The 12783-nt window shown below is 48.7% G+C and carries 14 protein-coding genes; 4 read left to right on the top strand and 10 right to left on the bottom strand.

The window, feature by feature from the left end; translation table 11 throughout:
- Window positions 1-245 precede the first annotated feature (245 nt).
- From HKN79_06515 to HKN79_06490, 6 genes are all read right to left on the bottom strand, one after another.
- Window positions 246-596 (bottom strand): carboxymuconolactone decarboxylase family protein, encoded by a 351-nt coding sequence (locus tag HKN79_06515; GenBank protein NNC83212.1) that lies wholly within the window; start codon window positions 594-596, stop codon window positions 246-248.
- Window positions 597-628: 32 nt separating this feature from the next.
- The gene (gene ppk2, locus HKN79_06510) at window positions 629-1426 is read right to left on the bottom strand and encodes a polyphosphate kinase 2 (GenBank protein ID NNC83211.1); all 798 of its coding nucleotides are present in this window, start codon (window positions 1424-1426) and stop codon (window positions 629-631) included.
- Window positions 1426-2271: a polyphosphate kinase 2 gene (ppk2, locus tag HKN79_06505; GenBank protein ID NNC83210.1), complete on the bottom strand. Its 846-nt coding sequence runs from the start codon at window positions 2269-2271 to the stop codon at window positions 1426-1428. The genes ppk2 (HKN79_06510) and ppk2 (HKN79_06505) overlap by 1 nt, the downstream gene beginning before the upstream one ends.
- A gap of 82 nt (window positions 2272-2353) precedes the next feature.
- Window positions 2354-2848: a hypothetical protein gene (locus HKN79_06500; GenBank protein NNC83209.1), complete on the bottom strand. Its 495-nt coding sequence runs from the start codon at window positions 2846-2848 to the stop codon at window positions 2354-2356.
- Between the two features lie 4 nt (window positions 2849-2852).
- Window positions 2853-4127 (bottom strand): glycosyltransferase family 4 protein, encoded by a 1275-nt coding sequence (locus HKN79_06495; GenBank protein NNC83208.1) that lies wholly within the window; start codon window positions 4125-4127, stop codon window positions 2853-2855.
- Window positions 4120-5163, bottom strand: coding sequence for an NAD-dependent epimerase/dehydratase family protein (locus HKN79_06490; protein ID NNC83207.1), 1044 nt, complete (start codon window positions 5161-5163; stop codon window positions 4120-4122). Before HKN79_06490 ends, HKN79_06495 begins: the two co-directional genes overlap by 8 nt.
- Window positions 5164-5282: 119 nt before the next feature.
- On the opposite strand from HKN79_06490, the gene HKN79_06485 reads away from it, so the two are divergent.
- From HKN79_06485 to HKN79_06475, 3 genes are all read left to right on the top strand, one after another.
- Window positions 5283-6269 (top strand): hypothetical protein, encoded by a 987-nt coding sequence (locus HKN79_06485; protein NNC83206.1) that lies wholly within the window; start codon window positions 5283-5285, stop codon window positions 6267-6269.
- Window positions 6266-6952: a hypothetical protein gene (locus HKN79_06480; protein NNC83205.1), complete on the top strand. Its 687-nt coding sequence runs from the start codon at window positions 6266-6268 to the stop codon at window positions 6950-6952. The genes HKN79_06485 and HKN79_06480 overlap by 4 nt, the downstream gene beginning before the upstream one ends.
- Before the next feature lie 79 nt (window positions 6953-7031).
- Window positions 7032-7292 (top strand): hypothetical protein, encoded by a 261-nt coding sequence (locus HKN79_06475; protein ID NNC83204.1) that lies wholly within the window; start codon window positions 7032-7034, stop codon window positions 7290-7292.
- On the opposite strand, the gene HKN79_06470 is transcribed toward HKN79_06475, so the two are convergent.
- Entirely contained in the window at window positions 7293-8750 is a 1458-nt protein-coding gene (locus tag HKN79_06470; protein NNC83203.1) for a class I SAM-dependent RNA methyltransferase, read from the bottom strand.
- A gap of 52 nt (window positions 8751-8802) precedes the next feature.
- Window positions 8803-9588, bottom strand: coding sequence for a hypothetical protein (locus HKN79_06465; protein NNC83202.1), 786 nt, complete (start codon window positions 9586-9588; stop codon window positions 8803-8805).
- A 248-nt stretch (window positions 9589-9836) separates the two neighbouring features.
- Here HKN79_06465 and HKN79_06460 point away from each other — a divergent pair, with 248 nt between their 5' ends.
- A complete protein-coding gene (locus tag HKN79_06460) occupies window positions 9837-10445 on the top strand; it encodes a hypothetical protein (GenBank protein NNC83201.1) in 609 nt (202 codons plus the stop codon).
- A 62-nt stretch (window positions 10446-10507) separates the two neighbouring features.
- Here HKN79_06460 and HKN79_06455 read toward each other — a convergent pair whose 3' ends face one another.
- Both HKN79_06455 and HKN79_06450 read right to left on the bottom strand, forming a co-directional pair.
- Complete coding sequence (locus tag HKN79_06455; GenBank protein ID NNC83200.1) at window positions 10508-11260, bottom strand: tetratricopeptide repeat protein; 753 nt, start codon at window positions 11258-11260, stop codon at window positions 10508-10510.
- Window positions 11257-12783 (bottom strand): protein BatD (locus HKN79_06450; GenBank protein NNC83199.1); only part of this gene is annotated, 1527 nt, incomplete at its 5' end. The genes HKN79_06455 and HKN79_06450, both read right to left, overlap by 4 nt.

The following is a 12783-nucleotide window of genomic DNA, read 5'->3' as shown; positions in this document are numbered from 1 at the left end:
GCTTTGGATCGTACCCACGCTCCATCAGGGAATGATAGATCTGCCTGGTGCTGATGACTCCACGTGAGATGTAGGGAGATAGACGGCTGACTCGCCCGTCAATAAAATTGCGGGTGCGTGCATAGGGGAGTGGGTCGTACTCCTCTATAGCTTGCAATATGGATTTGAAGTCGGTGGGAAAGGGTTGGGACATGCAAAACAGACACTCACTAAAAGCAAATGGCTTCATCCTTTGGCAGGGTCGATCAGGAACCTTTCTCCAAGAACTGCTCGAGTGCCTCTATTGCTTCACAAGCGTAGACCAAAGCCGGACCTCCTCCCATGAGCATGGAGACGCCTATAGTCTCTTCTATTTCCTGCCGGCTGGATCCAGCTTCCAATGCATCGTGCACATGATAGGCGATACAGCCATCGCATTTGGCATAGATTGCGATACCCAGTGCGATGAGCTCTTTGGTCTTGGATGATAATGCACCATCGGCCAGTGCGGCATCGTTCAAGGCTGAGAAACCCTTCATGGTCTCGGGCATATCCTTAATCATCGTGCCCATGAGTCTTCTCAATTGATGATAGTGTTCGGGGTGGTCTTTGATCATGCTATTTCTGTTTTTATTCTATTAAGAGTAAGCTACTTCTGCTCATAGGGTATGGTCTGAAGTATGTGTTCCAGGGCCGCTACACGAGCTTCGGTCTTCTTGTTGGCCTCGATGATCACCCATGGTGCAATATCGGTGTCCGTATGGCTGAACATCTTCTCCTTATAGGTTGTGTATTCATCCCAGAGTTCTTGTGCCCGCTCATCCACTGGTGATAGTTTCCACTTCTTCAGCGGACTGGATTTGATGTCATCGAAGCGTTTCTGTTGTTCTTCCTGATCGATCGAGAAGTAGAATTTGATGAGGTAGGTCTCAGATTCTTTGACCATGCGCTCGAACTCATTGATCTGACCCATGAATCGGTCATATTGATCTCTAGTGCAGAATCCATTGACAGGTTCTACCACGGCCCGATTGTACCATGACCGGTCGAACAGTACGATCTCTCCCGGTTTAGGGAGTTTGTTGACGTAGCGTTGGAAATACCATTGTCCTTCCTCCTCTTCACTGGGCTTGGGTAGAGCGACTATACGGTAATACCGCGGGTTGATATGAGCGGTGATCCTACGAATGGCACCACCTTTCCCTGCGGCATCGCGCCCTTCGAAGATGATCACCACCTTCTTACCATTCTCTATCGTCCACTCCTGGAGTTTGATGAATTCGGCCTGTAGTTCTTTGAGACGGGTCTCGTACTTGGCCATGCGCAAGGCCTTGGCTATATCGGTCTTCTTTTCTTCAAGCAGGTATTTGAGACCTACTTTGGTATTGAGTAGTTCTATATCCGCTGTGTTGAGCTGCAAGCTCTCTCTATTCATTATCTCTGTCATCAGATGTCGATTTGTTCTATGTGTCTATAGTATCGGAGAATCACATTGGGGTCGGGCAGCACCGTGGTACTGGCCTCTGATTTCCTGTCATAGTCGAAATGTGATAGGACATGTCGGATGGATTCAAGACGGGCTGTGCGTTTGTCATTGGTCTTCACAATGATCCATGGACTGAAATTGGTGTGTGTCTTGGAGAACATCTCTTCCTTGAAATGGGTGTACCTGTCCCACAGGTCCTGACCTTTCATATCCACCTCACTGAATTTCCATTGTTTCAAGGGATTCTTCATCCGCGATTTGAATCGTCTCTGCTGTTCATCCTTGGAAATGGAGAACCAGAACTTGATGATGTGCAGACCGTCTTCGTAGAGCATGTGCTCGAATTCGGGAACCTGGACCATGTACTTCTCATATTGTCTTTTGGTACAGAACCCCATGACAGGTTCTACTACTGCGCGGTTGTACCAACTCCTATCGAAAAATACGATCTCACCCGGATTGGGGAGTTGTTTGATATAGCGTCTGAAGTACCATTGCCCTTTCTCTACTTCGGTGGGTTTGGCAAGTGCCACCTTGCGCATACTTCGGGGATTGAGATGCTCGGTAAAGCGCTTGATACAGCCTCCTTTACCTGATGCATCCCTGCCTTCGAAAATGACCGCGACACGCAGTTTGTTCTTTGCGATCCATCGCTGTAAGTTGACCAATTCGGCCTGAAGGTGTCTTAGTTCCTGCTCATATCGCAGGTTGATCATCGCCTTCTTGATATTGACTCCTTTCTCCTGGCAGAGCCGGATGACATCCTTGCGCCTCTTCACGGTAAGTAGTTCTTCTTCTGTCAGCATGTATTGTATTTATGAACTGGACGTAGCAGCTCCTGTACACTTCAAGATTACGTAGTGGCAAAAGGGTGAAAGCTGAGTTCTGTCAGCCTGGATGCTGAACTCGATCAGTTATTTCTTCAAGCTCGGTCCGGTAGTCATATTGCAGGTCGGGATGCAGCTTCCCGATGGTCCGATAGATCAGGGCAAATTGCCGGTCCATGAGATTGCTCAATGCAATATTGCGCTTGTACGAAGGAGTCATATCTGCAAGGGTCTTGCAGAAATGCAGCAGGACTTCCACTTCGGTCTCCTTCTTCTTGGAATAGCGGATGTACTTCTTGGTATTGCGCAGGATCTTGCGCACGCTCTTCTTGATGTAATAGAAGTTGCGGTCATTGATACGGGAGAATTCCTCTTCGATCTCTTCCTTGATCGCACGGATGTAGCCCTCCTCATCGTAGGAATCGAAGAGCAGATACGAGAGCAGTTCTTTATTCTCTTTACGCGACCGCGCCAGTGCAAGGACCAATTCTGTCAGTTCCGCGGGAGACTTATCCTTGAGTTCGTCCTTGATGACTTTGATAGAAGCGGGGTCCATGCGTTCAACTGCGGCTATTGGTAAGGATGGCCTTTACGTAGCGCTCCCAACTCATATGTTCGGCCGATCGGGCCACGTTGACCTTGTCGATGGGTTCGGTGATGCTCTTCTCCATGACCCGAGCCATATCCTGTATATCCCCAGGATGGGCCAGGTAACCGTTGAATCCATTGGTCACCGTCTCTGGAAAATGTCCTACTTCTGTAGCGAGTATGGGAAGGTCGAAATTGTAACTCAGTGATTCCACTCCGCTCGGTGTGGCCCGCTCATAGAAGAGCACAATACTATCGGCCGTTTGGAAGTACTTGGGTACATCCTCATTGGGGATGAATTCATTGACCAGAAGCACACGATCCTGGATACCGGATTCTTCGATGAGTTCCAAGGGGCGATAATCCTTCTCATCGTCCTCTTTTTTGAGAAGGATCGATTTGAATAGACCGAATAGGAAGTTCTTCACCTTGGTAGAGAACTTGGACGCATCCAAGGTGTTCCAAAAACTCTCTCCGCAGATCATCAAAGAGACATCATCCCTTTTAGCAGCCAATTCTGCAAAGGCCCGTATGGCGTGATGGAGTCCCTTGTACTTGCGAATGAAGCCGAAGAAGAGGAATACATGTTCTTTCAGATCATGTTCTCTCTTGAAAGCCGCCACATCGAAGTCCGGTTCAGGTTCGAAAAGGTCGTAGATCGGATGGAAGAGTTTGATCACTGGAGTGCCAGAGCCGGTATTTGTCCCATCTTCTGTGACATCTAGATCCTTCTTGGGGAAGAGTCCCTGTAATTCATCCACGGTGCTATACGCATGGGCGATGAATCGATCGACCGATCGCAATCCCCGCTTGGTGAACCAGGTATCCACAGCACTGTTCTCCTTGGGTACTACGAAGTGGAGGTCGAAATAGACCTTGGCCTTACTGTGCTTTTTGAGGTACTTGTTGATATAAGATAGAGGCAATCCTTGCTGGGCGTTATACCATTGGATTACGACCACATCCGGTTCCAATGCTGCGATGCGCTTGGCAGTCTTGCGCCAGGTAGAGGGATGATTGTAATTCAGGATGTATTCTACCTGGATGTCTGTGCCCTCCAGAAAATCCTTCTTGCTGGTCTTGTCGATGAACTCCCGGGGTACGATGGCCGGATACTGCTGGCTCCAAGACACGATGTGCACTTCGGTGTCATGCCTTTGGTCAAAGGCCTTTGCCAAGGAGGTGTTGTAGTTGGATATCCCTCCTTTGAATTGGGGTCCAGGTCCCAGACAGACGACCTTAGGCATTCTCGATATTCTTCACTGCTTGATCATAGACCCTACGCAGGCCTTCTCGCATAGGTATCTTGGGCTCCCAGCCAATGTTCTCCTTGACCCAGGTCATGTCACAATAGCGACTGTGCACTCCCACAGGTTTGTCCAAGAGTTGTTTGATCTCGGGGTCATATCCGGCAAACTCACAGAAGATGCCTATGATCTCCCTGAAATTGGTCAGCTTACCTAGACCGATGTTGATGGCCGTGCCATCAGAGATCTTGTCCATGGCCATAAGCGTACAATCCAATACATCATCTATGTGGACAAAGTCCCGCCCTTGTAATCCCGTGCCCCAGACCTCGAAAGGGTCTTCTTTCAATGCAGCCCTGCGGGCAATGGCCGGGATGGGATAGGAGAGGTCTTGATCTTCGCCATAGCCCGAGAATGGACGGATACAGGTGATGTGCACCCCATAGTGCGAGGCAGTGATCTTGGCAAGGAATTCTCCGGTGAGTTTGGACCATCCGTAGGTCATATCGGGTTGGCCCATATTGTTGAAGTCGATATCGCTCTCCTTGAGCTGGAGCGTATTCTCCTCGGTCTGCAGATTGATCGGGTAGGCAGCAGAGCTGCTCGGGTAGAGCACGCGCTCCGGTTGCTGTCGGGTGATCCAATAGAAGAACTCAGCATCTATACTCAGGTCCAAGGCCACCATCATGGGGTCTCCATCGATCTTTGCCCTCCCGCCTACGATGGCGGCAAAGTGGAATACATCGGCAAAGCCATCCACTGGGATGTCGTATTCCTTGGCAAACCAATCCTTGTCATCTATGAAGTTCCTCACCACATCCCGGAAATCCCCTTCTAGATAGAGCAAACGACCATCCCCGTAAATCTCCAGATCCTTTATCTTTTCTTTCAACCCTTCGTCCAACCAAGTGCTAGGATGTGTACCTACCGAAAGGTCATCTACGAACAATACATAATCTGTAGTGGTGTTATATAGTCGCTTGACCATGTTGCGGCCTACAAATCCGCAACCCCCTGAAACTAGATGGATCCTCATTGAAATTCTATTGTTTGGAATTCGTGCAGAAGCAAGGCTGCTAAACTATGAAAAGCACTATTGAAAAGATAGCATGGTATTTGGTCAAAGGCCAAGGATCAGATTTTAATTTCGTCCCGATGTTCCGATTCATATCTATTTCACTACTGAGTATCATGATGTCAAGCACCTGCTGGGCACAGGAGATGAACGTCATGGATGAGGCCGGTCGTAAGCAGGGGCCTTGGAAGAAATACTATGAAGAATCAACTTCGGTCTTCTACGAAGGCAGTTTCAAGGATGACCAACCAGTAGACACCTTCACCTACTTCTACCGCGATGGGAGCATCAAAGGACTCATGGTGTATCTGAGTTCTGAATTGGTTGAAGCCACGACCTATTATCCCAAGTCAGGGCAGGTCATGGCCATGGGTAGATACATCGATCAGAAAAAGGACAGTACCTGGAAGTACTATACACAAGCCGGTATACTCTCCTCGGTAGAGCAATATGAGCGCGGTGCCAAAGAAGGAGAGGAGTTTGTCTATTTCGAGAATGGTGAAATCGCTGAATCGACCACGCATAAAGATGGGCTACGCAATGGTCCTTGGCAGCAGAAATACGATAATGGTCAGGTCAAAGTCTCTGGAACATTCATCAATGACGAGTTGGAAGGCCCGATCAATTACTTTTTCGACAACGGTGCCAAGGAGATCATCGGAAAATTCAAGGATGGATTGCGGGAGGGTACATGGATGTATTTCAACTCCGATGGGAGCGTACGTTATCAGGCGGTCTACCGATCGGGAGAGATCGTGAAAGAGCGCAGGGAGAATGGAGTATTCGAAGAACGCGGTCCGGATGACATCCTGCTATCCAGTTACATCTACAAGAATGGGATGCGTCAAGGGCCATTCAAGGAGTACCATGACACCTTCAGCTATGAGTATGAAGAAGTGGTGGACCCTCGAAGCGGTGAGACCTATACCCGACAGAATTTGATAGGCAATGAAGTCAAAAGAGAAGGTACCTTCAAGGATGATAAATTGCACGGTACGGTCAAGCATTACAACGAGAAGGGTATCTTGATCAAGACGGAGAACTATATTGACGGGATACTCCAGTGAATACACAACGGGCCATATGGATCATTGCATTGGCAGCCTTGGGCTGGAGTGCCTGTGAATCAGATGATGTCCTCATCGATCCCGGATTCGATTACTTCCCAGTAGAGCGCGGGAGGTATGTCGACTATGAGGTAGACAGTATCTATCATGATGTCCCCTCAGGCATACAGGATACTTTCCATTTCTACGTCAGAGAATTGATCGACACCACCTATTTTGATGCAGAGTCCCGCCCGACCAACCGTATCGAGCGGTATTATAAAGAGGAATTGGCAGATGACTGGACGATACGGGATGTCTGGGTAGCCAATCGTACAAATTCTACCGGTGAGAAGGTGGAAGAGAATGTGCGTTTCGTCAAGATGGTATTTCCCGTGGAACCCGATGTGATGTGGGATGGCAATGCCCAGAATACGATGGATACATGGGATTATTCCTATGATGACCTCTTCAATCCGAAGACCATTGGAGATACCACCTATGCGAGCACGGTGACTATTATTCAACGCGATGTGGAGAATCTGATCCAATCCGAACAGGCAAGGGAGATCTATGCACAAGGTGTGGGTATGGTCTACAAGGAACTGGATACTTTGAAATTCACTTTGGAGAATGGAATCTCCGAACTAGAGACTGGAGTCGAGCTCCAAATGACAGCGATCGCTACAGGAGTGCTCGAGTGAATAAGAGTATGCTTCTGGACTTCCAGCTTCGCTGGATTCTTGTTTATTTTGTTCCGAAACCACTTAAATCGATCCTGAAATGGGCCATAGCTATGACCGACCGATCTCTACCCGTTTACTACTGAGCGCAGTATTTGCTCTTGTATTCTTCTATTGGATATCCTATCAGAGCCATACCGGAGGTGACCATGGACATGCACATGAGCACAGCGTGGAGACTCCGCACCAAACAGAAAGTGAGGAGGTGTCACACGGAGATATGGATACATTCGATGAAGAGGTCCATAATCACGATCACGAGCACAGTGAGGAGGAAGAACACCACGACCACGATCACTGATCACTGATCAGCATCCTTTTTTCCCGGTCCTCCTTTCTTGAATCCCGGACCTTTCTTAGGCTCCTTGTCGGATCTGAATTTCCCCTTATCCGATGAGCGATCCCCGTCTCCTTTGAAGCGTGAAGAGGAGCGTCCACCTTCTTCGCGTGTCCATTTCAATTTGCCGCTCTTTCGGGATTGAGAAGGCTTTCTATCATCTGTTTTACGCCCCTCTCGATGAGGTCTTGGACCACGCTCTCTGTCCGAGCGATGACTATCCTCCCTTTTGGGTCTGCGGTCCGATCGCTCACCATGATCGCGTATAGCTCGGTCTATATGTCCTTCTTGATACTTGCCTTTCTTGGATCCTTTGTAGAGCTCGAATTGCTGGAAGAGGCACTGTAGCGGTCCATTGAAGAGTACGATGCGCTTACTGGGCTTGAGACCGAATCGCAGGAGTGCTTCATTATTGCTGCTGATCAGCCAGCATTGAGTGCCAGCAAAATTGCGCTTCAGATGATCGGCAAGTTCCTCATAGAAGGTCTCGATATCCTGATGGTCCATACGCTCACCATAGGGAGGATTCATGATCAAGAATCCTTCATCTGCATCCAGCTCGAAGAAGTCCTCTTTCTGGAATTCGATACAATCCCCCAACCCCATGGCCTCAGCTGCTGTGCGGGCTAGGCGTACGTGTATCCCACTGATATCGCTGGCCTTGATACGTATGCCCTGCGTATCGATACGTTCATCGACTTCTTGCTTGACCTTTTTCCAGACTTCTGGATCGAAGTCCTTCCATTTCATGAAGGCGTAGTGTTTTCGAAGCATCCCCGGAGGGGTATTGCTTGCGATCATAGCAGCCTCTATGGGAATGGTCCCACTTCCGCACATGGGGTCGAGCAGGGGACTTTCCTTGGTCCATCCGCTGAGTTTGATCATACCGGCTGCGAGTACCTCGTTCAAAGGTGCTCCATGTACGCTGCTGCGATAGCCTCTACGGTGCAAGGATTCCCCGCTACTATCGATGCTGACGGTCACCTTGTCTTCTCTGATATGCAGATTGATCAAGAGGTCGGGGTCATCGGTGTCTACGCTGGGGCGTCTGCCCATTTTCACTCGGAAGCGATCAACTATTGCATCCTTCATCTTGAGGGAAGCATATTTGCTGTGCTTGAAGAGTTCGGAATTGACAATAGGGTCTATGGAAAAGGTGTCATCTACATCCAGGTGCTGTTCCCAAGCGATCTTCTTCACTTTATCATAGAGTTCAGCTTCGTCTTTGGCCTTGAACTCATAGCTCTTCTTCAAGATGCGTATCGCAGTTCTGCAGGTATAGTTCGCACGATATAGTGTAGCTAGATCACCCGTGAAGCCTACAGCTCTCCTCAGAGGCTGTACGTCTTGAGCCCCGATGGATCTCAACTCATCCACCAACAATCCTTCTAGACCGTGCATGGTCTTCGCTATAAAATCCATAAAGGCAATTTGAGGCTCAATATCCGCTTTCCTCAGCGAACCCTCTATGAAATCACTTTAAAAAATATCCCAGGTCGTGTTCTCGGAGAACTTCGGCCACTTCTTGATAGTTTTGGATAACGTCCTGCTGCGATTGTCGATTGATCTTTTTCAAGTCACTTCTGGTCGCTCTGGGTTCAAGGTCTAGGAAATGTAGTATCCGATCGATAGTGACTTGGTGATTATGTTGTTCCTGCAAGTCTTGTGCATAGTCTATGTGCAGATATTCCAATCCCTCGAGTGCTTTTTGTTCCCATTGATCCAGGAGCAATCTACCACGTACGGTACGCAGCAGTTCTTCGGTATTGCATCTAAGATGAAAGGATTCCGGTGTTTCATCTACTTTCTCAAAACCGTTCCTGCTGCGCGCGATCTTATTGGATAGATATTGGTCGAGTTTATTCTTTCTATGCAGATAGATTATCTGCCATCCATCCAAGTATAATTTCTGGAGGAATTGTCTAGCACTGATATCAGCATAGGAGTTCTTGATCAAATGATCGATCTTCAAATGGAAGACAAAGTGCTTTTCCGTGTCCAAGTGTGATCGTCCGGAGACGTATAGATAAGGGAAGGAGACTTCTGGATTCGCTTTTCCGAGCAATTCGCCTCCTCCAGCGAAGTGACCTGTGTTCTTCAATAGGTCTTCCAATAAGGTGCTACCCGTACGACCTTGAGCGAATATGACCAACCTGACCTTATCGCTGCTGGACCTTCTACGAAGGTGCTCACCGTAGACCCTGGCATATTGCCATTCCCTGCGGATATATCGTAATGTATTGCGTAGTCTTTGGGACATCTGATGATCAGACTGCTCTGCGTTGCATAAAAATACCGATTGTCACAGAATATGGGTCTGCTTTCGATCTACAATTTGCTGGATATTCTCGGTGACCCATGGATGATATCCTCTAAATCCTTTGGGTATCAGATATTAAATCATATCGTATAACAATCTGAAATACAGTAGGATAGACAGGTGTAAAATGACACTAAGTGATTTTTGGCACGGCCGTTGGAACTATTCAGGGCAAAAACAAAGGAATCATGAAGTACACATTGACCATACTTGCAATGACAGCATTCATGAGTGCTGTATGCACCGGACAGACATACATCGATATGGAATTGGAACCTGAAAAGGTACAGCTGGGAGTGGGAGGAAGTATCCTCTTCTTGCCAGACGATATCTTGGATGAATCACCATACACAGGAGCCCAGATGTCATTGGACCTGCCCATGGGAAGGAATTTCGTTCTAGGGATCAAAGGAGATGTCTATCAGAAGAATGTAGAGGTAGAAGAGCTGCGCAGTCCTGAGAAATCTTACTTACAGCAGCGTAGATTGTATAGTCTGGGTGGTCAATTGAGCCTGGATCCAGGTGATACCGGGAAAGGAGTCTATGTGGGAGCTCAGATGAATTATCTCTGGGGTGACTTCCAACGAGAGGATCCCGAGACCCAATCCGGGATGATCCAAGACGATAATCACAGCTTTGAGAATCAATGGATGACCGGTGTACATGCTGGTGTCACCGCAGATATCTCCGAGCGTATAGGAGTAGGAGTTCAGACCGATTTCAACTTCTCCTTCAATGAACTGGAACTACCGAGCGCACTGACCAAAGTACAAGCAGGCGTGAAGTTCAGATTCTGAACACAGAGATCAGGGATTACAAAGGACCCGCGACCGAAAGGTCGTGGGTCTTTTTTTTTGATTCAAATGGCCTCCACCTGATGACTTGGCATCCAGCCTTTATTTCCATTGGGTAGTGCTATATGTGTCCAAGCGCCCCGCTCTTCCAGCAGAGTCACCTTGCTTCCCTCATGCAGAACGAAAAGCTCTGTGCTTCCATCATCCGGTGCGCTATGCACCTCAACCCGACTACTGAGTATGATCGCCTCATCCTGTGATTCGATGACCTTTCTGGCAGAAAGACTCATCCATAAACACAACATACTCACACAAAAGAGGATCAGACCCAATGTGAATCCCAATTGCCGCGCTCCTCGCGAGCGACTCGATCGGAAGTAGACCCATCCGAGGGCACTGAGAATGGCAAGAAGGATACTGGTCCAAGCCAGGGTATCCATACCGGTCTTCAGCAGAACTCCCCGCCACCAGAGCGTGAAGGCACTAGAGGTGCTCTCTTCCAGTCGGTCCAAGGTGAGATTGCGGGCCAATTGCAGATTGTGTAGGATATCCTCATCAAGGGGACGTGCCTTGATGGCCCTTTCAAAATGAAGTATGGCTTTGCCTATCCTTCCTGACTTGTAATACGCGTTCCCGATATTGAGATCCAGGTCGGCACTTGCTATCAAGGAATCAGCAGTTAGATAATAGCTTAAAGCCGTCTCATAATCGTTCTGCTCATAGGCCTGATTTCCCTTGATGATCAGACTGTCCAGAACCTGTCCAAGGCCAGCTAGGGAAAGAAGAAGGACCACTATGCCCAATGATAATCTCCTCATAGCGCTCTTTCTATGGTATGGATGAGATCGGACACTTCTTGGTAGAGCTCTTCTGGACTACGAATCGCACTTGGGGCGTAGGCCGCCATTTCACAATCCATGAGCACCTTATTCCATGATTCGATCGTAGCAGCATCCAGCCCTGCATCGGTCATCGCTCGGGTCACACTCTGTTTATCTACCTCAGAGAGAGGCAGGGCGAATTTCTGCGATACATAATCATTCATGGCCTGGTAGAGACTGCTGTAGAAGGCCTCATTGTCTCCCGACTGCATATGCGACTTGGCCTGCTTGAGCTGGGCGGTTGCTACTTTTCCTGCCTTTCTCCTGCGCATTCCTACCGCATCGGACTCCAGGTCCTCCTGTCTTCCCTTGTAGACCATGAAGAGCCCCAGCAGTAGGAAGGGGGACAGGACTCCCGTCCAGTGTTTCCATGATCCCGGAAAGAATTCTCCTTCGACTCTGTCGATCTCTATCTCATCGCGTATATGGCGGATATCACTCGCTAGTTCGGAAATACCTTCTTTGCGTATCACTTGGGGACCGCCATTCTGTATCATACTCTCATCTCCTTCTACAGCAATATTGATCTCCTCACTGAAACTGGACCGATACTTCTTCTGCTTGTGATCATAGAATTGAAATTCGATGGGAGGAAGTCTGTATTCTCCCGGATAGCGAGGAATGACCAGATATTCGAAGGTGCGGCTTCCACTCATTCCTCCTCCAGCCGTACTGATACGGTCTTTGATCTTGGGGTCGTAGACTTCGAACTCATCGGGAAGGTCGAGGTCCAGTGCATTGATCAGCGCGAGATTGCCTTTACCGCTGATCTTCACTTCCAAGGTGATCGCCTCGTTAACGGGAAGGGTAGTGGGGTTGGCTTTGATACGTAGATCGAAATCACCCACTGCTCCGCTATATGAATTCTTCTTACCTGCCGAGGGAGGTCGGGATACTTTGATGGTGACCTGGTTGCTTTTCAGCTCCATCCGGTTCATGAAGAAGGACATCCGATTCCCCACGGCCACTTGGGCCTTGTATCTATCGAGTTTCAATTCACCTGCCCGCTGTGGGATGAGTACCTGGGTGGCCAGATGGGCCTTGCGGTAGTCCTTACCATCTATACGCTCGAATTCCTGTGCCCATTGTGGGCTCTCTACCAATTTGTCATCCTTCCAGAATCCGCTGTGTTGAGGGAGTTGTTCGTGCTGTTCCAAGTCGAAGCGCGGATATCGGTTGTAGAGCATGTAGGTCACTACCAAGGGCTCACCTACGACCACTTCGGTCTTATTGGCAAACATGCGTACCATGCAGTCTCCGGTACTTCCACCACCGCCTTGCACCCGGTTTGAGGTAGCGGGAGAGGAGTTATTCTGAGCAGCTGCGTCATTCTTCACCACCTCGATGTCTAATGAACTGGACTTCAGTGTTCCCGTTTCGGTCTGGGCAGATGCGCTCTGAATGGTGAACTTGCCCAATTTCTCAGGGACAAGGAAATAGGAATGGGATACCTCCATACT

Source organism: Flavobacteriales bacterium, from assembly GCA_013001705.1.
Classification (GTDB): domain Bacteria; phylum Bacteroidota; class Bacteroidia; order Flavobacteriales_D; family JABDKJ01; genus JABDLZ01.
This window is presented reverse-complemented; position numbering and strand designations above follow the sequence as displayed.

What these genes read in the sequence shown, in the direction of transcription:
- HKN79_06485 (NNC83206.1), top strand. Translation starts at nt 5,283, where the DNA reads ATGTTCCGATTCATATCTATTTCACTACTGAGTATCATGATGTCAAGC.
- HKN79_06515 (NNC83212.1), bottom strand. Translation starts at nt 596, where the DNA reads ATGATCAAAGACCACCCCGAACACTATCATCAATTGAGAAGACTCATG.
- ppk2 (NNC83211.1), bottom strand. Translation starts at nt 1,426, where the DNA reads ATGACAGAGATAATGAATAGAGAGAGCTTGCAGCTCAACACAGCGGAT.
- HKN79_06490 (NNC83207.1), bottom strand. Translation starts at nt 5,163, where the DNA reads ATGAGGATCCATCTAGTTTCAGGGGGTTGCGGATTTGTAGGCCGCAAC.
- HKN79_06470 (NNC83203.1), bottom strand. Translation starts at nt 8,750, where the DNA reads ATGGATTTTATAGCGAAGACCATGCACGGTCTAGAAGGATTGTTGGTG.
- HKN79_06500 (NNC83209.1), bottom strand. Translation starts at nt 2,848, where the DNA reads ATGGACCCCGCTTCTATCAAAGTCATCAAGGACGAACTCAAGGATAAG.
- HKN79_06495 (NNC83208.1), bottom strand. Translation starts at nt 4,127, where the DNA reads ATGCCTAAGGTCGTCTGTCTGGGACCTGGACCCCAATTCAAAGGAGGG.
- HKN79_06475 (NNC83204.1), top strand. Translation starts at nt 7,032, where the DNA reads ATGGGCCATAGCTATGACCGACCGATCTCTACCCGTTTACTACTGAGC.
- HKN79_06465 (NNC83202.1), bottom strand. Translation starts at nt 9,588, where the DNA reads ATGTCCCAAAGACTACGCAATACATTACGATATATCCGCAGGGAATGG.
- HKN79_06460 (NNC83201.1), top strand. Translation starts at nt 9,837, where the DNA reads ATGAAGTACACATTGACCATACTTGCAATGACAGCATTCATGAGTGCT.
- HKN79_06455 (NNC83200.1), bottom strand. Translation starts at nt 11,260, where the DNA reads ATGAGGAGATTATCATTGGGCATAGTGGTCCTTCTTCTTTCCCTAGCT.
- ppk2 (NNC83210.1), bottom strand. Translation starts at nt 2,271, where the DNA reads ATGCTGACAGAAGAAGAACTACTTACCGTGAAGAGGCGCAAGGATGTC.